16 protein-coding genes are annotated in these 21,627 nt (G+C 70.5%); 4 read left to right on the top strand and 12 right to left on the bottom strand.

From position 1 onward, the window contains the following. Position 1 precedes the first annotated feature (1 nt). Together ACWZJV_RS26610 and ACWZJV_RS26605 are read left to right on the top strand one after the other, a co-directional pair. Complete coding sequence (locus ACWZJV_RS26610; protein WP_457181993.1) at positions 2 to 691, top strand: ABC transporter ATP-binding protein; 690 nt, start codon at positions 2 to 4, stop codon at positions 689 to 691. Beyond that, positions 688 to 1,887, top strand: a complete 1,200-nt coding sequence (locus ACWZJV_RS26605) for an ABC transporter permease (protein ID WP_457179488.1) — start codon at positions 688 to 690, stop codon at positions 1,885 to 1,887. Before ACWZJV_RS26610 ends, ACWZJV_RS26605 begins: the two co-directional genes overlap by 4 nt. 79 nt (positions 1,888 to 1,966) lie before the next feature. On the opposite strand, the gene ACWZJV_RS26600 is transcribed toward ACWZJV_RS26605, so the two are convergent. Next, complete coding sequence (locus ACWZJV_RS26600) at positions 1,967 to 3,139, bottom strand: acyl-CoA dehydrogenase family protein (protein WP_457179487.1); 1,173 nt, start codon at positions 3,137 to 3,139, stop codon at positions 1,967 to 1,969. Between the two features lie 25 nt (positions 3,140 to 3,164). Continuing rightward, entirely contained in the window at positions 3,165 to 4,013 is an 849-nt protein-coding gene (locus ACWZJV_RS26595) for a 3-hydroxybutyryl-CoA dehydrogenase (RefSeq protein WP_008361310.1), read from the bottom strand. A gap of 106 nt (positions 4,014 to 4,119) precedes the next feature. Here ACWZJV_RS26595 and icmF point away from each other — a divergent pair, with 106 nt between their 5' ends. Then, positions 4,120 to 7,338, top strand: coding sequence for a fused isobutyryl-CoA mutase/GTPase IcmF (gene icmF / locus ACWZJV_RS26590; protein WP_457179486.1), 3,219 nt, complete (start codon positions 4,120 to 4,122; stop codon positions 7,336 to 7,338). Positions 7,339 to 7,365: 27 nt separating this feature from the next. Here the strand turns inward: icmF and ACWZJV_RS26585 are convergent, their stop codons facing one another. The 8 genes from ACWZJV_RS26585 to ACWZJV_RS26550 form a co-directional block, all read right to left on the bottom strand. Then, on the bottom strand, positions 7,366 to 9,057 hold the full coding sequence (locus ACWZJV_RS26585) for an L-lactate permease (protein WP_457179485.1): 1,692 nt from the start codon (positions 9,055 to 9,057) through the stop codon (positions 7,366 to 7,368). A gap of 69 nt (positions 9,058 to 9,126) precedes the next feature. Next, a complete protein-coding gene (locus ACWZJV_RS26580; RefSeq protein WP_457179484.1) occupies positions 9,127 to 10,455 on the bottom strand; it encodes a (Fe-S)-binding protein in 1,329 nt (442 codons plus the stop codon). A 4-nt stretch (positions 10,456 to 10,459) separates the two neighbouring features. Continuing rightward, positions 10,460 to 11,626, bottom strand: a complete 1,167-nt coding sequence (locus ACWZJV_RS26575; protein ID WP_457179483.1) for an FAD-binding oxidoreductase — start codon at positions 11,624 to 11,626, stop codon at positions 10,460 to 10,462. Beyond that, entirely contained in the window at positions 11,626 to 13,092 is a 1,467-nt protein-coding gene (locus ACWZJV_RS26570) for an FAD-linked oxidase C-terminal domain-containing protein (protein WP_457179482.1), read from the bottom strand. The genes ACWZJV_RS26575 and ACWZJV_RS26570 overlap by 1 nt, the downstream gene beginning before the upstream one ends. A 90-nt stretch (positions 13,093 to 13,182) precedes the next feature. Beyond that, positions 13,183 to 14,616, bottom strand: coding sequence for an aspartate ammonia-lyase (aspA, locus tag ACWZJV_RS26565; RefSeq protein ID WP_457179481.1), 1,434 nt, complete (start codon positions 14,614 to 14,616; stop codon positions 13,183 to 13,185). Continuing rightward, positions 14,613 to 15,617, bottom strand: a complete 1,005-nt coding sequence (locus ACWZJV_RS26560; RefSeq protein WP_457179480.1) for an asparaginase — start codon at positions 15,615 to 15,617, stop codon at positions 14,613 to 14,615. The genes aspA and ACWZJV_RS26560 overlap by 4 nt, the downstream gene beginning before the upstream one ends. After that, positions 15,617 to 17,044 carry an amino acid permease gene (locus ACWZJV_RS26555; protein WP_457179479.1) on the bottom strand — a complete coding sequence of 476 codons (1,428 nt, stop codon included), beginning with the start codon at positions 17,042 to 17,044 and terminating at the stop codon, positions 15,617 to 15,619. Before ACWZJV_RS26555 ends, ACWZJV_RS26560 begins: the two co-directional genes overlap by 1 nt. Then, the gene (locus ACWZJV_RS26550) at positions 17,041 to 17,763 is read right to left on the bottom strand and encodes a FadR/GntR family transcriptional regulator (RefSeq protein WP_457179478.1); all 723 of its coding nucleotides are present in this window, start codon (positions 17,761 to 17,763) and stop codon (positions 17,041 to 17,043) included. Before ACWZJV_RS26550 ends, ACWZJV_RS26555 begins: the two co-directional genes overlap by 4 nt. A gap of 276 nt (positions 17,764 to 18,039) precedes the next feature. On the opposite strand from ACWZJV_RS26550, the gene ACWZJV_RS26545 reads away from it, so the two are divergent. Continuing rightward, the gene (locus tag ACWZJV_RS26545) at positions 18,040 to 19,668 is read left to right on the top strand and encodes an ABC-F family ATP-binding cassette domain-containing protein (RefSeq protein ID WP_457179477.1); all 1,629 of its coding nucleotides are present in this window, start codon (positions 18,040 to 18,042) and stop codon (positions 19,666 to 19,668) included. On the opposite strand, the gene ACWZJV_RS26540 is transcribed toward ACWZJV_RS26545, so the two are convergent. Beyond that, the gene (locus ACWZJV_RS26540) at positions 19,657 to 20,763 is read right to left on the bottom strand and encodes an MSMEG_0565 family glycosyltransferase (RefSeq protein WP_457179476.1); all 1,107 of its coding nucleotides are present in this window, start codon (positions 20,761 to 20,763) and stop codon (positions 19,657 to 19,659) included. The two genes, ACWZJV_RS26545 and ACWZJV_RS26540, sit on opposite strands and share 12 nt — an antisense overlap. Continuing rightward, positions 20,760 to 21,614: a carbon-nitrogen hydrolase family protein gene (locus ACWZJV_RS26535; protein ID WP_008361334.1), complete on the bottom strand. Its 855-nt coding sequence runs from the start codon at positions 21,612 to 21,614 to the stop codon at positions 20,760 to 20,762. Before ACWZJV_RS26535 ends, ACWZJV_RS26540 begins: the two co-directional genes overlap by 4 nt. Positions 21,615 to 21,627 lie beyond the last annotated feature (13 nt).

Genomic DNA, 21,627 nt, shown 5'->3' with positions numbered 1-21,627 from the left:
GATGATCGAGCTGACCGACGTGCACAAGTCGTACGCCGGCGGAGTGCACGCCCTCGATGGTGCCAGCGTCCGCATCGATGCCGGCGAGCTGGTCGGCATCGTCGGCCCCTCCGGATCGGGCAAGTCGACGATGCTGCACATCCTCGGCACCCTGGACCGACCGACCTCAGGCCAGGTGAGGATCGCCGGGCACGACGTGCGCACGCTCGACGACGCCCAGCTCTCCGCTCTGCGGGCGAGCCGGATCGGCTTCGTCTTCCAGCAGTTCCACCTCGCCCCCGGGACGACCGCCCTCGACAACGTCGCCGACGGGCTGCTCTACAGCGGCCGGCGACGTACGGAACGCCGAGAGCTGGCCGCCCAGGCGCTGACCCGGGTCGGCCTCGGCCACCGGCTGACCCACCGGCCGCACGAGCTCTCCGGCGGCGAGAAACAGCGGGTGGCGATCGCCCGGGCGGTCGCCGGTGGGCCCGCGCTCCTGCTCGCCGACGAGCCGACCGGCGCCCTGGACTCGGCGTCCGGGTCCGGGGTGATGGAGCTCCTCGGGGACCTCCACCGCGACGGCACGACCGTCGTGATCATCACCCACGACCACGACATCGCCCGATCGCTGCCGCGACAGATCGGGATCCGCGACGGCCGGATCGTCTCCGACAGCTCCTCGGTGTCCCTGGTGGGTGGTCGCCGATGAGCACGCTGACACCCAGCCGGCTCAGTGCCGGCGACCGGCTGCGGGTCGGAGCCGCCGGGCTGCGGACCCGGCCGATGCGGGTCTTCCTCTCCTCGCTGGGGATCGCGATCGGGATCGCGGCGATGATCGCGGTCGTCGGCATCTCCACCTCCTCCCGCGCCGACCTCGACGCCCAGCTCGACGCGCTCGGCACCAACCTGCTGAGCGCGCAGAACGGCACGACCATGATGGGCGCGCAGGCGGTGCTGCCGCTGTCCGCGGAGGCGATGGTCGGCCGGATCGGCCCGGTCACCGACTTCTCCGCCATCGGCGTCGTCCCCGACGCCCGGGTCTACCGCTCCGACAAGATCCCTGCGGCCGAGACCAAGGGGATCGCGGCGTACGCAGCCCGGACGGACCTTCTGGAGACCACCTCCACCGAGCTCGCCGCCGGGACCTGGCTGAACGACTCGACCGCGCAGTACCCGGCCGTGGTGCTCGGCTCGGCGGCCGCGGAGCGGCTGGGTGTGAGCTCGCCGAGCCCCGACGCACAGATCCTCGTCGGGGGACGGTGGTTCACCGTCGTCGGGATCCTGGAACCCTCCCCGCTGGTGCCCGAGATCGACTCCGGGGCGTTGATCGGCTGGCCGGTCGCCCAGGAGGTGCTCGGCTTCGACGGGCATCCGACCACCCTCTACGCCCGAGCCGCGCCGGACCAGGTGGAATCGGTCCAGGAGGTGCTCGGCGCCACCGCCAATCCGGAGGCCCCCGGTGAGGTCGACGTCGCCCAGCCCTCCGACGCACTCGAGGCGCAGCAGGCGGCCGACCAGGCCTTCACCGCCCTGCTGCTCGGCATCGGCGCGGTCGCGCTGGTGGTCGGCGGCGTCGGCGTGGCCAACACGATGGTGATCTCGGTGCTGGAGCGGCGTGCCGAGATCGGTCTGCGCCGCTCGCTGGGTGCGACCCGCGGCCAGATCCGCGCCCAGTTCCTGACCGAGTCGCTGCTGCTCTCGCTGCTCGGCGGACTCGCGGGGGTCGCCATCGGCGGGGCCGTCACCCTGGCGTACGCCCTGACGCAGGGGTGGACCCCGGTGGTCCCGCCCTGGGCGCTGGGCGGTGGCCTCGGCGCCACCTTGCTGGTCGGCTGCGTCGCAGGTCTCTACCCGGCGGCACGGGCGGCGCGACTCTCGCCGACGGAGGCGCTCGCGACCCCGTGACGACCGAGGCGTCCAACGCGCCGTCCCACCGGTGAACGTACTGGTGGGACGGCATCGGACCTTCCGCCGCCCGCGTAGGTCACAGGGTCGACTGGATGCCGGCGAGGAGCTGGCGAGCCATCACGATCCGCTGGACCTGGTTGGTGCCCTCATAGATCTGGGTGATCTTGGCATCACGCATCATCCGCTCCACCGGATAGTCACGCGTGAACCCATACCCACCCAACAGCTGGACCGCATCCGTGGTCACCTGCATCGCCACATCAGACGCGAACGCCTTCGCGGCCGCACCGAAGAACGTCAGATCCTTGTCACCACGCTCGGACCGACCCGCGGCGGCATAGGTCAGCTGGCGGGCGGCCTCGATCTTCATCCCCATGTCCGCGACCATGAACTCCACCCCCTGGAACTCCGCGATCGGCTTACCGAACTGCTTGCGCTCCTTGATGTAACCCAACGCATAGTCCAACGCACCCTGGGCCACACCCACCGCCTGGGCGGCGATGGTGATCCGGGTGTGGTCCAGGGTCTGCATCGCATAGGTGAACCCCTTGCCCTCCTCACCGATCAGCCGGTCCGCGGGGATGCGCACGTTGTCGAAGTACACCTCACGGGTCGGGGATCCCTTGATCCCCAGTTTCTTCTCCGGGGCACCGAAGGAGACCCCCTCATCCGACTTCTCCACCACGAACGCCGAGATCCCCTTCGACCGCATCGAAGGGTCGGTCACCGCGAGGACGGTGTAGTACTCCGAGACCCCGGCGTTGGTGATCCACCGCTTGACGCCGTTGAGCACCCAGAAGTCGCCGTCGCGCACCGCCCGGGTCTTCTGGTTGGCGGCGTCCGAGCCGGCGTCGGGCTCGGAGAGACAGTAGGAGAAGTTGCCCTGACCCGCGGCCAGCGCACCCAGATACTTCTTCTTCAGCTCCTCCGACCCACCGATCTGCACCGGCAACGAACCCAGCTTGTTCACCGCCGGGATCAACGAGGCCGACACATCCGCCCGCGCGATCTCCTCGATCACCAACACCGTCGCCAACGCGTCGGCACCCACACCCCCGTACGCCTCGGGCACATGCGGCGCGAAGAACTCGGTCTCCACCAGCGCATCGTGCGCCTCCTGCGGATAACGAGCCTCCTCATCGACCGCAGCCGCGGCCGGCGCGATCTTCGCATCACAGATCTCACGGATGGCCTTGCGGATCTCCTGGTGCTCCTCGGAGAGGGCGAACAGGGGGTACTGGTCGGACATTCGGACTCCACTCACGTGTGCGGGCTCAGTACGCGTAGAAGCCCTGGCCGGACTTCTTGCCGAGGAGACCGGCGTCGACCATGCGGTCCAGCAGCGGCGGCGGCGAGTAGAGCGGCTCCTTGAACTCCTCGTACATCGAGATGCCGATCGCCCGGACGGTGTCCAGCCCGATCAGATCCGACAGCGCCAGCGGGCCCATCGGGTGGCCGCAGCCGAGGACCATCCCGTTGTCGATGTCGGCCGCGGAGGCGTAGCCCGCCTCGTACATCCTGACCGCGCTGAGCAGGTAGGGCACCAACAGGCTGTTGACCACGAAGCCCGCTCGGTCGGTCGCCTCGATCGGCTGCTTGCCGAGCGTCTTCGCGACGAAGGTCTGCATCCGCTCCAGCGTCTCCGGCGACGTGGTCAGGCTCGGGATCAGCTCGACCAGCTGCATCACCGGCGCCGGGTTGAAGAAGTGCACACCCATCACGTTCGCGGCCCGCCCGGAGACCGCACCGAGCTTCACGATCGGGATGGAGGAGGTGTTGGAGGCGAGGATCGCGTCGTCCTTCTCCAGCAGCGCACCGACGGTCCGGAACAGCTCGAGCTTGACGTCCTCCTTCTCCGAGGCCGCCTCGACCACGAGGTCGCGGTCGCTCAACCGGCCGAGATCGGTCGTGAAGGTGATGCGGTCCAGCACGCCCGCGAGGTCCTCCTCGCTGAGCTTGCCGCGGCTCACCGCGCGCTCCAGACTCCCCCGCACCTTCGCCTCGGCGGCTCGCACCGCCTCCTGGCTGATCTCGACCGTGACGGTGTCCAGCCCGGAACGAGCACACACCTCGGTGATCCCCGAGCCCATCAGCCCGCCACCGATCACGCCAATCCGATCCATCCCCAAGCTCCTTGTCCACAGGTCGGTCACGGGTTCCTCAAAATTACTTGGACACCATAGTATCGAATTACTTGGACATCAAAGTATCACCCTTGAGGAGCCTCCGATGACCGAACTGCACAAGCCCGCGAACCCGGTCCGACTGATCACGGCGAGCAGTCTGTTCGACGGGCACGACGCCTCGATCAACATCATGCGGCGGATCTTCCAGAGCCAGGGGTGCGAGGTCATCCACCTCGGCCACAACCGGTCGGTCGGCGAGGTTGCCGAGGCCGCGATCGAGGAGGACGTCAACGGCATCGCGGTCTCGTCCTACCAGGGCGGGCACGTGGAGTACTTCGAGTACCTCGTGCAGCTGCTGCGCGAGCGCGGCGCCGGCCACGTCCAGGTCGTCGGCGGAGGTGGCGGCGTCATCGTGGCCGACGAGATCGCCCGTCTGCGTCAGGCGGGGGTCACCATCTTCTCCCCCGAGGACGGTCAGCGCATGGGGCTGGCCGGCATGATCAATTCGGTCGTCGCCTCTCTCGACACCGACCTGTACGCAGCCCGCGGCTGTGACGTCGAGGGCGTGCTCTCCGGGGACCGAGCGCAGCTCGCCCGGGCGATCACCGGTGCCGAGCAGGGACGTCTGTCGCCGCAGGTGCTGGACGCCCTGCGCTCGACCGGCCGGGACGTACCCGTGGTCGGCATCACCGGAACCGGTGGGTCGGGCAAGTCCTCGCTGACCGACGAGCTGGTACGCCGCCTGCGCACCGACCAGCAGGACAAGCTGAGCGTCGCCGTGATCGCCATCGACCCGACCAGGCTGCGCGGCGGTGGCGCGCTGCTCGGTGACCGGATCCGGATGAACGCGATCGACGGGGACCGGGTCTACTACCGGTCCCTGGCCACGCGGGGCAGGCACGAGCTGCCGGAGCACCTCGATGACGTACTCACCGTCGTGAAGGCGGGCGGCTTCGACCTGGTGATCGTGGAGACCCCGGGCATCGGTCAGGGCGATGCGGGGATCGTGCCGTTCGTCGACCTGGCGATGTACGTGATGACGCCCGAGTTCGGCGCCGCGAGCCAGCTGGAGAAGATCGACATGCTCGACTTCGCCAACATCGTGGCGATCAACAAGTTCGAGCGCCGCGGCGCGGAGGACGCGCTGCGCGACGTCGCTCGTCAGCTGGTGCGCAACCGGGAGGCGTTCGGCTCGCAACCGTCGGACATGCCGGTCTTCGGCACCTCGGCGGCGACGTTCAACGACGACGGCGTGACCGCCCTCTACCAAGAGCTCGTCCGGCTCCTGCGTCCCCTCGGGGTGCCGTTCCAGGAAGGGCGGATCGCACCGGTCTCCGTCCGCCGCTCGAGCGGTACGCAGCAGCCGGTTCCTCTGCGCAGGGTGCGCTACCTGGCCGAGATCTCCGAGACGGTCCGTGGCTACCACTCCGAGACGGAGGAGCTGGTCGAGTCGGCTCGCCGGGTCGATCGTCTCGACCGCGTCCGGCAGGAGCTCGGCGACGGTGCCGGCGCCGAGGCGGTCGACGCACTGCTCGACAGCGCTCGAGGCGACCTCCCTCAGGCGCTGGCCGAGCAGATCGAGCAGTGGCCCGAGGTCGCCGCCTCCTACTCCGGCGACGAGCAGGTCGTCACGGTGCGCGACAAGGAGATCGTCACCAAGCTGACCAAGGAGTCGCTGGCCGGCACTCGGGTCCCCCGGGTGGCGCTCCCGCCGGACGACGAGGTCGGCAGCCTGGTCCGGTTCTGGCGCAAGGAGAACCTGCCCGGCCGCTACCCGTTCACCGCCGGGGTGTTCCCGTTCAAGCGCGACAACGAGGACCCGGCCCGGATGTTCGCCGGTGAGGGCGACCCGTTCCGCACCAACCGGCGCTTCAAGCTGCTCTCCGAGGGCCAGCCCGCGACCCGGCTCTCGACCGCGTTCGACTCGGTGACGCTCTACGGCCGCGACCCGGGCGAGCGGCCCGACATCTACGGCAAGGTCGGCACGTCCGGGGTGTCGGTGGCGACGCTGGACGACATGAAGGCGCTCTACGACGGCTTCGACCTGACCGCGCCGTCCACGAGCGTCTCGATGACGATCAACGGCCCCGCACCCACCGTGCTTGCCTTCTTCCTCAACACCGCCATCGACCAGGAGGTCGACAAGTTCCGCTCGAAGGAGGGCCGCGAGCCCTCCGCGGCCGAGAGGGACCAGCTGGCTGCGTACGCCGTCTCGACGGTGCGTGGCACGGTGCAGGCCGACATCCTCAAGGAGGACCAGGGCCAGAACACCTGCCTGTTCTCCACCGAGTTCTCCCTGCGCTGCATGGCCGACATCCAGGAATGGTTCATCCAGAACAGCGTCCGCAACTTCTACTCGGTGAGCATCTCGGGCTACCACATCGCCGAGGCCGGGGCGAACCCCATCTCCCAGCTCGCCTTCACCCTGGCCAACGGGTTCACCTACGTGGAGTCCTACCTCGCCCGCGGCATGTCGATCGACGACTTCGCCCCCAACCTGTCCTTCTTCTTCTCCAACGGCATGGACCCCGAATACTCCGTCATCGGCCGCGTCGCCCGCCGGATCTGGGCCATCGCCATGCGGGAGCGCTACGGCGCCTCGGAGCGCAGCCAGAAGCTGAAGTACCACATCCAGACCTCCGGCCGGTCCCTGCACGCCCAGGAGATGGACTTCAACGACATCCGCACCACCCTCCAAGCGCTCATCGCGATCTACGACAACGCCCAGTCACTGCACACCAACGCCTTCGACGAAGCCGTCACCACCCCGTCGGAAGAATCCGTGCGCCGGGCGCTGGCGATCCAGCTGATCATCAACCGCGAATGGGGACTCGCGTTCAACGAGAACCCGCTGCAGGGCTCCTTCATCATCGACGAGCTCACCGACCTCGTCGAAGAAGCCGTCCTGAAGGAGTTCGACCGGATCTCCGAACGCGGCGGCGTCCTCGGCGCCATGGAGACCGGCTACCAGCGCGGCAAGATCCAAGACGAGTCCATGCTCTACGAGCACCGCAAGCACGACGGCACCCTGCCCATCGTCGGCGTCAACACCTTCGTCCGCGACACCAACGGCACCCCCGCCGGCCCCGTCGAGCTCGCCCGCGCCACCGAGACCGAGAAGAAGTCCCAGCTCGACCGCGTCCACGCCTTCCGCGACACGCACAGCGACGACGCGGCCGCCGCGCTGGAGCGGCTCAAGGAGGTCGCCACGTCCGACGGAAACGTCTTCGCGGCGCTCATGGACGCTGCCCGGGTCTGCTCGCTCGGTCAGATCACGGACGCCTTCTTCGAGGTCGGGGGCGCCTACCGCCGCCACGTCTAGCCACCCGACACGCCTGGAAAACGCATGTCAGGGGACCATCCAGCCGAGGAGAGGGGTCGACTGGAGGGCGACGAGGACGCACATGAAGGCCAGCATCGCGATGCTCCAGCCGAACACCTTGCGGAAGATCTCGCCCTCCTTGCCGGCCATGCCGACGGCCGCCGCCGCGATGGCCAGGTTCTGCGGACTGACCATCTTGCCGAGCACACCGCCCGAGGAGTTGGCGGAGGCCATCAGCACCTGGTCGAGGCCGGCCTCCTTCGCGGTGGTCACCTGGAGGAGGCCGAAGAGGGCGTTGGAGGAGGTGTCCGAGCCGGTCACCGCCACCCCGAGCCAGCCGAGGATCGGCGAGAGGATCGCGAACGCGCTGCCGGTGCCCGCCAGCCAGGCGCCGATCGAGCCGGTCTGGCCCGAGAAGTTCATGACGTACGCCAGGCCGAGCACCGCCATCACGGTGACGATGGCGGGAGCGAGCTGCCGGTAGGTGTCGCGGTAGGTCGTCGCGACCGCCCCGGGCCGGATCCTCAGACAGACCGCGGTGATGATGCCCGAGAGGAGCAGCATCGTGCCGGCCGCGGGGAACCAGTCGAACTTGAACCCGCCCTGGGCGCCGGCGACGTCGCCGAGCCCCGGGAAGACCACCGTCGGGGTGTGGTCGGTCCCGGAGAGCGTGAACGGCCGGTGGGCCAGGGCCTCCTTGATCGCCGGGATGCTGACGATCACGAAGATCACGATGATGATCGCGTACGGCAGGAAGGCCTTGAAGACCTCCCTGGTGCTGTCCCGCTCCTCGCCGCCGTCGCCGGCTGTGGCATCTGATGCGGTGCCGGAACCCGTGCCGGAACCGGTGCCGGTGGACCCACCGACGGTGGCGCCGACCAGCGACTCGGCGGGGACCTTCTCCCGCGGCTGCCAGACCCGCAGCAGACCGACGACCACGACGACCGAGAAGAGCGAGGCGACGATGTCGGCCAGCGGGACGGAGATGTAGTTCGAGGCCACGAACTGGGCGAGGCCGAAGCCGAGGCCGCACAGCAGCGCCGGGATCCACGTCTGCCGGAGACCACGCCGGCCGTCGACCACGTAGACCAGGATGAGCGGCACCACGACCGCCAGGACCGGGGTCTGACGGCCCACCATCGCGCCGAGCGTGTCGACGCTGAAGCCCGTCTGGTCCGAGAGCGCGTTGATCGGCGAGGCCATCGCGCCGTACGCCACCGGGGCGGTGTTGGCGATCAGCGCGACCGCAGCGGCCTTGACCGGCTTGAAGCCCATCGCCATCAGCATCACCACGGTGATCGCGACCGGCGTACCGAAGCCGGCCAGGGCCTCCAGCAGTGCGCCGAAGGAGAAGGCGATGATCAGCGCCTGGATCCGCTGGTCGTCGCTGACCTTGCCGAACGCCCGGCGCAGCACGTCGAAGTGGCCGGTGTGGACGGTCAGGTTGTAGACGAAGACCGCGTTGATGACGATCCACATGATCGGGAAGAAGCCCGAGAACAGGGCGCCCTGGGCGGCCGAGAGGATCGCGTCGTCGGCCGGCATCTCGAAGAGGGCGACGGCGACGACCAGGGCGACGGCCAGCGAGATGAGGCCGGCCTGCCAGGCCTTCATCTTCAGCCCGCCGAGAAGGACGAACATGGTGATCAGCGGCAGGGCGCCGCACAGGGCGCTCAGGACGAGCGAACCGCCGACCTGGTCCGGTACCGGCTCAAACATGGCGACTCCGAGGGTCGTTGGTGTGGGAGATGAGCCCCCGAGACGTGGGGGTGTTCAGTTGTCGGAGAATCAGATGGTGCGACTGCGCAGCACCTCGGGCGAGGAGCCGCTGATCGAGGCGTCGAGCACCTCGACGAGATGGGCCATGCCGACCCGGTGTCCCTGCGCGGTGATCGCCGAGGCGACCTGGAGCAGACAGCCCGGATTGGCGGTGACGAGCACCTCGGCGCCGGTGGCGACGATGTTGCGCGCCTTGCGCTCGCCCAGCTCGCGGGCGGGCTCGGGGTTGAGGATGTTGTAGATGCCGGCCGAGCCGCAGCAGATCGACCCTTCGGCGATCTCGCGCAGCTCGACGCCGGGGATGCCTCGCAGCAGCGCCCGCGGCTGGGTGCGTACGCCCTGGGCGTGGGCGAGGTGGCAGGCGTCGTGGTAGGCGATGGTGAGGTCGAGCGGGTGACGCTCGGCGACCGGGCCGAGCTCGTCGAGGATCTCGGCGATGTCCCGGACCTTGGCCTCGAAGGCCGCGGCCCTGGTGGCGTACGCGGGGTCGTCGGCGAGCAGCCGGGCGTAGTCCTTGAGCGTCGAGCCGCAGCCGGCGGCGTTGATGACGATGTGCTCGACCCCGGCGTCCTCGAAGGTGTCGATGATCCGGCGGGCGTACGCCTGGGCCTCGCGCTCACGGCCGTTGTGCACCGAGAGCGCACCGCAGCAACCCTGGCCCGCCGGGATGACCACGTCGCAGCCCTCCGCCGCGAGCACCCGCGCGGTCGCGGCGTTGACGCCCGGGAAGAAGGCACCCTGTACGCAGCCGGTGAGCATGCCGACCACCGCCCGCCGCTCCCCCACCGCGGGCACACGCTCGGGCAGCGGCGCGGCCTCGGTGATGGTCGGGGTCAGCCGCTCCATCGCGGCCAGGTGCGGCGCCATCCGGTCGAGCAGCCCGGTCCGGCGCAGGCGACGGTCCAGGCCGGTGCGCTGCAGCAGCTTCAGCGGACCGCGCATCGCGTGCAGCCGCCTGGGGTGCGGGAAGATCGCGAAGATCAGGCTCCGCAGCGCCTTCTCCTTCGGCGTACGCGTGTGGTTGCGCTCGACCTGGGCGCGGGTCTGCTCGATGAGGGTGTCGTAGCGGACGCCGGAGGGGCAGGCGGTCACGCACGACATGCAGCCCAGGCAGTTGTCCCAGTGCTGCACCATCGAGTCCGACATCGGCTCGCCTTCGAGGCCCTCCTTCATCAGGTAGAGCCGCCCGCGCGGGGAGTCCATCTCCTCGCCCCACAGCAGGTAGGTGGGGCAGGTCGGCAGGCAGAAGCCGCAGTGCACGCAGTCGTCGAGCAGGTGCTGGTCGGGAGGGTGCTCCTCGTCGAAGGCGCCGAGGTTTCGGATGTCCATGTCGGTCATGGGGCTAGATCCCTCCTACGAAGCGGCCCGGGCTGAGCCGGTGGTCGGGGTCGAACTCGTCCTTGACCCGGCGCATCAGCTCCAGCGCCGGCACCGGCCCCCACAGGTCCAGCTGCTCCTTGATCGCCTGCGGGGCGTCGAGCACCACGGTGCTGCCGCCGTGACGAACGGTGGTCTCGCGCAGCCGTGCGAGGACCGCACGGATCTCGGTGATGTCCCGGTCGGCGGGGACGGCGACGTACGCGACGCCGACACCGGCCGAGCCGCGCAGCCCGAGCCCGCCGGCGGCCTCGATGACGTCGGCCAGACCTGAGAGCCGGAAGGTCACCTTGATGCCGACGTGCCTGTCGCTGGTGTCGCCCCACGGGTAGCGGCCCCATCCGGCGGGAGGCCGGTCGCTGATCTCGGCGTCCGGGAGCAGCTGCGTCAGGACGGCCGTACGTCCCGCTACACCCTCCGGGCGTCCCTCGACCAGAACGTCGACCCGCAGCCCGTCGGCGGTGGCGTCCACCTCCAGGCCGGATGGCACCGTCTGGGAGTGCAGGACCGCCTGGGTGAGCTCGGCGGCGTGCGCGGCGTCGCGCGCGGCGACGCCGACCCAGCGTCGGCTCCGCGGGACCGGGTGGAGCCGGAAGGTCGCCTCGGTGACCACCGCGAGCGTGCCCATCGAGCCGACCAGGAGCTTGCCGACGTCGTAACCGGCGACGTTCTTGACGACCTTGCCACCGGCCTTGGCGACCACGCCGTCGGCGCGCACCATCGTCACCCCGATGAGCAGGTCGCGCATCGTGCCGGCGAGCATCCGCAGCGGACCGCTGGTGTTGGCCGCCAGGGTGCCGCCGACGGTCGCGCCGGCCAGCGTCTCGTCCAGCGCGAGACGCTGGTCGGCGGTGGCGACCTGCTCGTTCAGCCGGGCGAGGGGCGTGCCTGCTCCGACGGTGGCGATCAGGTCGCCGGAGGCGTGCTCGATCACCTGGTCCAGCGCGGAGAGGTCGAGCAGGATGTCGACCGAGGTCGGCGGGTTGCCCCAGCGCAGCTTGGTGCCGGCTCCGGTCGGGACCACGGACTCCCCCGCCGACGCCGCGGCTCGCATGATCTCGGCGACCTCGGCGGTGCTCGCCGGGCGCTCGATGCGGCCGGGGGTGACTCCGGAGACGGTGATGTCGGACATCAGAAGACCTCCGCGACGCCGGCCTGCTGCAGCGGGTGCGCTCCCTGACGCCGGCCCGGGCGCTCTCCGCACAGGCGTGGGGTCGGGAAGATCTTGCCCGGGTTGGAGATCCGGTCCGGGTCGAAGGCGCACCGGACGAGCTGCATGGTGTCGAGGTCGTCGGCGGCGTACATCTTCGGCATGTGGCCCGCCTTGTCGGCGCCGACGCCGTGCTCGCCGGTGATCGAGCCGCCGTGCTGCAGGCAGAGGTCGAGGATCCCGCAACTGACCTCCTCGGCGGCGTCCCCGGCGCCGGGGACGGCGTCGTCGAAGAGCACCAGCGGATGCAGGTTGCCGTCGCCTGCATGGAAGACGTTGGCGACGCGTACACCGGAGCGCTCGGAGAGCTCCGCGATCGCCCGCAGCACCTCGGGCAGGGCGGTCCGTGGGATGACGCCGTCCTGCACGATGTAGTCGGGGCTGATCCGGCCGACGGCGGCGAAGGCCGACTTGCGGCCCTTCCAGATCAGGAACCGCTCCTCGGCGGTCTTCGCGGTGCGGATCTCGAAAGCGCCGGTCTCCTCGCAGAACCGGACCACGTCGGCGTACTCCGCGTCCACCTCGGCGGCCGGACCGTCCAGCTCGATGACCAGCACCGCGCCCGCGCCGTCGGGATAGTTGCAGTGCACCGCGGCCTCGGCGGCCTCGATCGCGAGCGCGTCCATCATCTCGATCGCCGCCGGTACGATGCCGGCCGCGATGATCGCGGACACCGCGGCACCGGCCCGGTCCGTGGAGTCGAAGCCCACCAGCAGGGTGACAACCTTCTCCGGCAGCCGGACCAGCCGCACCGTCACCTCGGTGACGATCCCGAGGGTGCCCTCCGAGCCGACGACGGCGCCGAGCAGGTCGTAGCCGGGGCTGTCGGGAGCATCCCCGCCGAGGCGTACGCGGTCGCCGTCGGCGGCCACGAACTCGGCGGCGAGCACGTGGTTGGTCGTGAAGCCGTACTTGAGGCAGTGGGCGCCGCCGGAGTTCTCCGCGACGTTGCCACCGATCGAGCAGACCTGCTGACTGGAGGGGTCCGGCGCGTAGTAGTAGCCCTCCGGGGTCGCCGCCCGGGTGACGTCGAGGTTGATGACGCCGGGCTCGACGACGGCTCGCTGGTCCTCGCGACGGACCTCCTTGATGGCCCGCAGCCGCGAGGTGACCACCAGGACACCCTCGGCATGCGGCAGGCTGCCGCCGGAGAGCCCCGTGCCGGAGCCGCGGGCGACGTACGGGATCTGCAGCTCGGCACAGCACCGGACGATCGCGGCGAGCTGCTCGGCGGTCTCCGGGATCACCACGAGCGCCGGGGTGACCCGGTAGTGGGCCAGCCCGTCGCACTCGTACGTCCGCAGCCTGGCGTGGTCGGTGATCACGCCGTCCTCGGGGAGGAGCGCCCGCGCCCGCCGGATCAGAGTCTCCAGTGGTGTCAGGCCCATCGTTCCCTCGATTTCGTATCGCGGAATCTTCCTTCTGCCCCCTGGAACGTTAGGGCACAGAGGGCGGTGAGGGCAATGGTTTGTTGTGACTCACGTCACCAGCTGTCCCGGGTCGGCCGCGTCGACCGTGCCGGGCTGGGCGAGCTGCTCCGGCCGGAGCAGGTGAGAGAGCCGCTCCGGCGAGATCAGGTTGCGCTCGAGGATCAGCTCGGCGACGCCACGACCGCTGCGGAGCGCCTCGCGGGCGATCTCGGTCGCGGCGACGTACCCGATCTCCGGGTTGAGTGCGGTGACGAGCCCGATGGAGCGCTCGACCTGGGCACGGGTCAGCTCTGCGTTGACCGTGATGCCACGTACGCAGCGCTCAGCGAGCACGCGGCACGCGGCGGCCAGGTGGGTGATGCTGGCGACCAGGGAGTGCAGGATGACCGGCTCGAAGGCGTTGAGCTGCAGCTGGCCCGCCTCGGCGGCCATGGTGACGGTGACGTCGTTGCCGATCACCTCGAACGCGACCTGGTTGACGACCTCCGGGATGACCGGGTTGACCTTGCCCGGCATGATCGAGGACCCCGCCTGGACCGGCGGCAGGTTGATCTCACCGAGCCCGGCTCGCGGCCCCGAGGAGAGCAGCCGCAGGTCGTTGCAGGTCTTGGACACCTTGACCGCGACCCGCTTGAGCACGCCGGAGAGGTGGACGAACGCCCCGCAGTCCTGGGTCGCCTCGATCAGGTCCGGCGCGGTGATCAGCGGCAGGCCGGTGATCTCGGCGAGGTGACGACGGGCGATCTCGGCATAGCCCGCGGGCGCGTTGAGCCCGGTGCCGATCGCGGTCGCGCCCAGGTTGATCTCGTGCAGCAGGGTGACGGCCTCCTGCAGCCGGAGCCGGTCCTCCCCCAGCATCACCGCGTAGGTGCGGAACTCCTGGCCGACGGTCATCGGCACGGCATCCTGGAGCTGCGTACGTCCCATCTTGAGGATGCCGGCGAACTCCTCGGCCTTCGCGGCAAAGGCGTCCTCGAGGACGCGCATGGCGTCGGCGAGCGCGCCGACCGCGACGATGGTCGCGATGTTGACGGCGGTGGGATAGGCGTCGTTGGTCGACTGGCTGAGGTTGACGTGCTCGTTGGGGTGAAGGTGGCCGTAGCTGCCCTTCTCGTGGCCGAGCAGCTCGAGGGCCCGGTTGGCGATGACCTCGTTGGCGTTCATGTTGGTCGAGGTGCCAGCGCCACCCTGGATGACGTCGACGACGAACTGGTCGTGCAGCTTCCCGGTGCGGATCTCCTGGCACGCGGACGCGATCGCCCCGGCACGTTCGGGGTCGAGGAGGCCGAGCTCGAGGTTGGCGAGCGCGGCGGCCTCCTTGACGGCGCTGAGCGCGTTCACCAGGTGCGGGTAGGTGCCGATCGTGGTGCCGGTGATGGGGAAGTTCGCGCGGGCGCGGGCGGTGTGGACGCCCCAGTACGCCTCCGCGGGGACGTCGAGATCGCCGAGCAGGTCGTGCTCGCGGCGGGTCGGTGGGGTCATGGCTTCTCCGTCGGGTCGAGAGCGGTCGGGGTGAGCGCTGCGGCCGGGCGCAGCGCGGCGGGCGCGAACGGGGCGAGCGCGTCGGGGTCGACGCCGCCCGCGGCCAGCAGGGCGAGCAGCGCCGGCAGGCGGGCCCGATCGGCGCCGTCGGCGACCTTGAGCGCAAGGCTGGTGCCGTCGGGCAGGGCGGCGATCTGGACGCCTTCGAAGCCGTCCTTGGCCAGCAGGCCGGGCACGGCCTGCATCAGGGCGGTGACGTCGCGGCGGTGGCCCGCGACCATCTCGGGGTGGCGGCGCATCGCCGCGGCGACCCGGTGCTCCGCGCTGCCCTCCGGGGCGAGCACGAGGCTCCGGGCGGCGCGCGCGAGGCCGAGCAGCGAGATCCCGAACAGCGGGGTGCCGCAGCCGTCGGCGGTCACCGTCGCGACCCGCTGCCCGGTGAGCTCCTCCACGGTGGCGCGGACGACCTCCTGGAGCGGGTGCGCGGGATCGAGGTAGCGATCGTGCGCCCACCCCGCGGCGGCGCAGGTCGCGACCATCGCGGCGTGCTTGCCCGAGCAGTTGTGCGCGAGCCGGCTGCGCTGCCCGTCGGCGCGCAGCCACGCCTCTCGCTCGACCGGGTCGTAGGGCAGGTCCGGCGGGTTCTGCAGGGCGTCCTCGCCGAGGCCGGCGGAGGCGAGCAGCCGGCGGGCACCGGCCTGGTGGACCACCTCGCCGGAGTGGCTGGCCGCGGCGAGCGCGAGCAGGTCGTCGCCGACGTCGAGCCCGGCGCGCACCATCGCCACCGCCTGCATCGGCTTGGCCGCCGAGCGCGGGTAGAACGCGGACTCGATGTCACCGACGGCCAGGCGTACCCGGCCCTCGGGGTCGAGGAGGACGGCCGAGCCGTGGTGCACGCCTTCGACCATCTCGCCGCGCCAGACCTCGACCAGAGGCTGGTGGGCCGGCACCCGCATCGGAGCCGCGTCGGCGACCGGTGTCACGAGGTGGGACAGGCTCATCACACCTCCATCGCGGAGGTGTCGATGCGGTCGCGGACGAGGAACCAGCCGCCGACCAGCGCGACCAGCAGCACCGGCATCGCGAGCAGGGTGATCCGGCCGACGTGGTCGAAGAACATCAGGATCAGGACGAGGGCGAGGAACGCCAGCGCGATGAGCTGCGGCACCGGCGACCGCGGCACCCGGAACGCCGGACGCTCGAGCTCTCCGGCGCGACTGCGGCGGACGAAGATCGTGTGGCTGATCAGGATGATCGCCCAGGTCGCGATGATGCCGACCGAGGCCAGGTTGAGGACGATCTCGAACGCCTGAGCGGGCACGACGTAGTTGAGCCCGACACCGAGGACGCAGACCGCAGCGGTCATCAGGATCCCGCCGTACGGCACCTTGTGACGGTTCATCGAGGCGGCGAATCGGGGCGCGGTGCCGGCGGCGGCGAGCGAGCGCAGGATCCGGCCGGTGGAGTAGAGACCGGAGTTGAGGCTCGACATCGCGGCGGTGAGGACCACCAGGTTCATCACGTCGCCCGCACCGGGCACGCCGACCCGCGACAGCACGGTCACGAACGGGCTCTCGTCGGCCGAGTAGGCCGACCACGGCAGCAGCATCGCGAGCAGCACGACCGAGCCGACGTAGAAGATCCCGATGCGCCAGATGATGGTGTTGATGGCCCGGGGCATGACGCGGCGCGGGTCCGCGGTCTCGCCGGCGGCGACGCCGACCAGCTCGATGGAGGCGTAGGCGAAGATGACGCCCTGGATGACCAGGACCATCGGGAGCACGCCGGAGGGGAACATGCCGCCGTGGTCGAGGATCAGCTGCGGTCCGGGGGTGGTGCCGTCGATCGGGTGCCGGGTCACGATGAGCACGATCGCGATCGCCATGAAGACCACCAGGGTGGCCACCTTGACGAGTGCGAACCAGAACTCCATCTCCCCGAACAGGCGGACCGAGAGCAGGTTGAGGGTCAGCACGATCACCAGGGCGCCCAGGGCGAGCACCCATTGCGGGACCGGCGCGAAGAACGACCAGTAGTGGGCGTAGAGCGCGATCGCGGTGATGTCGGCGATGCCGGTGGTCGACCAGTTCAGGAAGTACATCCAGCCGGCGGTGTAGGCGCCCTTCTCGCCGAGGAACTCGCGGGCGTAGGAGACGAAGGCTCCCGAGGAGGGGCGGTAGAGGATCAGCTCACCGAGGCAGCGCACCACGATGAACGCGACGAGCCCGCACGCGGCGTACGCGATGGCGAGGGAGGGACCTGCGCTGGCCAGCCGCCCGCCTGCGCCGAGGAACAGGCCGGTGCCGATGGCACCACCGATCGCGATCATCGTGATGTGGCGCGGCGTCAGCGACTTGCCGTAGCCGTCGTCGCCGGCGTCGGTGATCTGGGGTGTTGCTTCGGTGCCAGTGGAGGATGGCAGTGTCATCGGTCGGTGTTCCTGTCGGTGGTGGGGTCGCGGACGATGTCTCCGAGCGCGCCGTCGACGTGCTCGAGGTGGGCACGCATGGCCGCCTCGGCGGTCTCCGAGGAGCCGGAGGCGATGGCGTCGACGATCAGGCGGTGCTCGGCGTCGGAGGCCGTACGCCGCGTGTCGTCGAGCTTGTTGAGCAGCGCGGACTGGGTGGCGAGGGCCTCGCGGATCTCCTCGATCACCTTTCCGAAGACGGGGTTGGCCGACGCGCGGGCGATGGCGATGTGGAACAGCGAGTCGAGGGCGACCCAGACCGCACCGTCCTCCTCGCGCTCCATCCGCTCGAGCAGGCTGCGCATCTCGTCGAGGTCGTCGCCGCTGTGCCGGGCCGCGGCGTAGCCGGCCGCCGGGACCTCGACATGTCGGCGTGCCTCGACCAGGTCACGTGCGGAGTAGCTGCCGAACGTCGGGTTGTCGGCGGCCCGGTCGGAGACGACGAACGTTCCTCGCCCCGACTGGGACTCCGTCATGCCGAGCGCCTGCAGCGCTCGTAGGGCCTCCCGGACGACCGGGCGGCTGACCCCGAAATCGCGGACCAGGGTCGCCTCGGACGGCAGCCGGGTGCCCACCGGGAAGGTGCCGGACTCGATCTCCGAGCGCAGCTCGGCGAGGACGAGGTCCAAGGCGCTGGCACGCCGGATCGGTTTGACTGTTTGCCTGTCAGACAGGTTCATGGCGATGAGTGTGAGGGGCGTCACCGTCGCCTGTCAACCCGGCCTGGCCTGATAGCGTTGGCGCCGTGGGACTGATCGAGGTGGACAAGTTCTAGCCACCGCACTGCCGGTGGCTCTCGCCTGACGCGCTCGCGTCGGCATGCCGGCACGTCCGCCTCCGCGGACGCGCGATCACGACCCCTCGGTCGACCTCGCGGTGCATTCGCCATCGACTTGTCACCGATTCCCGTCGCGCCCTCGTGGCGCTCGACGGATGAGAAAGAGAACCCACCGCGAATGTCCACCCCATCAGCCATCACCCTGCGCGACCTCACGTTCGAGTGGCCCGACGGCACCGTCGCGCTCGACCACGTCAACGGCACCTTCGGCACCGACCGGACCGGCCTGATCGGTCGCAACGGCGCCGGCAAGTCCACCCTGCTCCGCCTCATCGCCGGCGAGCTGTCGCCGACCTCGGGGCAGATCGACACCGGCGGCGAGGTCGGCTACCTGCCGCAGACGCTCACCCTCCGGCGGGAGACCACGATCGCCGAGCTGCTCGGCATCGACGCCACCCTGGCCGCGATCCGGGCCATCGAGTCCGGCGAGGTCGATCAGCGCCACTTCGACACGATCGGCGACGACTGGGACATCGAGTCCCGCGCCGACGAGGCCCTGGACCAGATCGGCTTCTCCGCCACTGATCTCGACCGCCGCGTCGCCGAGATCTCCGGCGGGGAGGGCATGCTGATCGCGATCACCGGCCTGCGGATCCGTCGCACCCCGATCACGCTGCTCGACGAGCCCACGAACAACCTGGACCGGGCCACCCGCGCCAGGCTCGCCGAGTTCGTCGACCAGTGGCCGGGGACGCTCGTGGTCGTCAGCCACGACCTCGAGCTGCTCGAGCACATGGACAGCACGACCGAGCTGTACGCCGGGACGCTGAGCACGTTCGGCGGACCCTACAGCGCGTGGAAGGAGCACCAGGAGCAGGAGCAGGCGGCCGCTCTCCAGACCGCTCGGTCAGCGCAGCAGGCGCTCAAGGTCGAGAAGCGGCAGCGGATCGAGGCGGAGACGAAGCTCGCCCGCCGTGAGCGGACCGCGAAGAAGACCCAGAAGGACGGCGGGATCCCGAAGATCCTCGCCGGCAACCGGGCCAGCAAGGCCCAGGCGTCCGCAGGCTCTCTACGCTCGACGCTGGACGACAAGGTCAAGGCCGCTCAGGCCGCCGTGGAGGCAGCCGGTGCGCGCGTACGCAGCGAGGAGCACATCCACCTCACCCTCCCCGACCCCGGTGTGCCCCGCGGCCGGCGGATCGCGGAGCTCGAGGACGAGGGCCGGACGGTCGTGGTCCAGGGGCCGGAGCGGGTGGCACTGGTCGGCGCGAACGGCTCCGGCAAGTCGACCCTGCTCACTCATCTCGTGCAGGGATCCGATCCGGTGGCCGGACGGCCGCACGGTCGTCTCCTCACCGACCAGGTGGGCCTCCTCCCCCAGCGCCTCGACGGTCTCGACGAGGAGGCCAGCGCGATGGAGAACGTCCGCGCCGTCGCACCGGAGACGCCTTCGGGCACCATCCGCAACCAGCTCGCCCGCCTGCTCCTGCGCGGTGACAGCGTGGACCGCCCGGTGCGTACACTCTCGGGCGGCGAGCGCTTCCGCGTCTCCCTCGCCCGCCTGCTCCTGGCCGACCCGCCCGCCCAGCTGCTGATCCTCGACGAGCCGACGAACAACCTCGACATCACCAGCGTCGAGCAGCTCGCCGAGGCACTCGACGCCTACCGCGGCGCGTTGCTCGTGGTCAGCCACGACTTCGGGTTCCTGGAGCGGATCAGCATCGACACGGTCGTCGAGCTCGACGCGGAGGGTCGCATGCACCAGCGCCGGGGGCTGGACCAAGCCGGGCCGACCTCACCCGCCTGACATGGTGCGGAGAGTGTGCCCGTAGAAGATCTGGTGGGCCCGCGCGGCGCGCTCCCAGGTGTAGCCGGCGGCGAGCTCGCGCCCCGCCGCCGGCTCGGGCGGCGTGTCCAGCACCTTGCCCAGCGCGACGGCGATCTCCGCCGGCGAGGTGGCATAGGCGACGGTCTCGGCGAAGACCTCCCGGAGCACCGGCAGGTCGCGGGCCACGACGGGTACGCCGGCGGCGAGCGCCTCCAGGGCGGCGAGCCCGAAGCCCTCCTTGGTCGAGACCATCGCCAGTGCGCGGGCCTCGGCCACCAGGGCAGGCAGCTCGTCCTCGGCGACCACCCCGGTGACGACGACCGGCACCCCCAGCTCACGGGCCCGGGCGTCGAACGCGGCCCGGTAGTCGCGGTAGTCGAAGAGGGTCTCACCGCCACCGAAGACCAGTGTGAGGTCCTGGTGGCGGGGGTCGGAGGCGCGCAGCGCGGCGTACGCCTCGAGCAGATCGAGCGACCCCTTGCGCGGCTCGATCCCGCCGAGCGCGAGGACGTAGCCGCCGAGGCGGTCCCGCCACACCGCACGCCCGGCGTGGTCGGCGGCTCCGGCCGCGAACCGGGCCGCGTCGACGCCGTTGGGGATGACCTCCGGGGTGAACCCCCATCCCGCGGCGACCTCGTCGGCCACCGACCGGGACACGCAGATCCGGGCGTACGGCTCGACGACGGCCTTCTCGTGGCAGGCGGCGAGCTGCGGGGTGGTGAAGTGGTCGAGATGGTGGATCGTGCGGACGCACGGAAGCGCGGCGTTGGCGCTGATGCAGTCCTGGGCGTGCACGATGTCGTAGCCGTCCCGCTCCTGCTCGAACGCGGTCCGCAGCACGGCGATGGAGCGCACGATCCGCTCCCCCACCGACTCCTCCTCACGTGCCTCGAACGGGACGGCGTGGACGGTGACGGCCAGATCGACCGGGCGGAAGAACTCCGTGTCGCCGTGGCGGCCGAGGGTCCACACGTGGACGTCCTCGCCGAGCGCGGCCAGCGCCTCGGCGAGCGCCAGCGTGTGCACGACGCCGCCGCGCGGCCGGGTGGAGTAGGTGAGCAGCGCGATCCTCACTGCGGGGATCCCGGGAGCTGGTAGGCCGTCGGGGTCAGCTCCTTGAGGTGGTGGAGGACCCGGCGGGACCGGGCGATCTCCGCCTCGACGTCGATCTCCGCGACGGCGAGGCCGCCCTTGGAGGTGGTGCGGGCGAGGATCTCGCCACCGGGACCGACGACCTTGGCCTGTCCGAGGAACCGCAGCCCGCCCATCACCCCGGTCTGGTTGGAGGAGACCCAGACCACCTGGTTCTCGGCCGCTCGGGCCTGGTCGTAGAGGTCGAAGAGCCGGGACTGGCGGTCCTGCGGGAGCCGCGAGGCGCGGTCGGTGACCGACGCCGGCCAGGCCGAGAGGCACGCGATCACCGAGGCGCCGTCGAGCGCGAGGGTGCGGGCCGCCTCCGGGAAGGTCTTGTCGTAGTCGATGAGCATCCCGAGCCGCCCGACCGGGGTGTCGAAGGCCGCGAAGCTCTCCCCCGCCGCGTACACCAGCGACTCGCCGGCGGGCTGGTGCACCTTGCGGTGGCGTCCGAGGATCCCGTCGCCGCTGAGGCAGACGGCGGAGTTGTAGAGCCGCGCCTGACCGTCGGCGACGACCTCCTCGGCGTAGCCGAGGCAGACGACCATCTCGCCGGCCATCGCGATCACCCGGGCCAGCTCGAAGGAGTCCTCGGTGAGTGCGGGCGGGAGCGCGAGCGGGTCGGGATGACGCAGGTCGGAGAGGTAGCCGCCGAGGGTCGCGTCCGGGAGGACCAGCAGGCCGACCCCGTTGCGGCGGGCGTCCTCGACGATCCCTTCGAGCTTGGCGACCGCGCGGGTCAGGTCGCGCCCGAAGTGGGCCGCAACCGCCCCGATACGCACGTTCGACATGGTTCTCAACCTA

It is taken from the genome of Nocardioides sp. WG-D5, from assembly GCF_054031175.1.
Note: the sequence above shows the minus strand (reverse complement) of the source record. Positions and strands in the feature narration are given on the sequence as shown.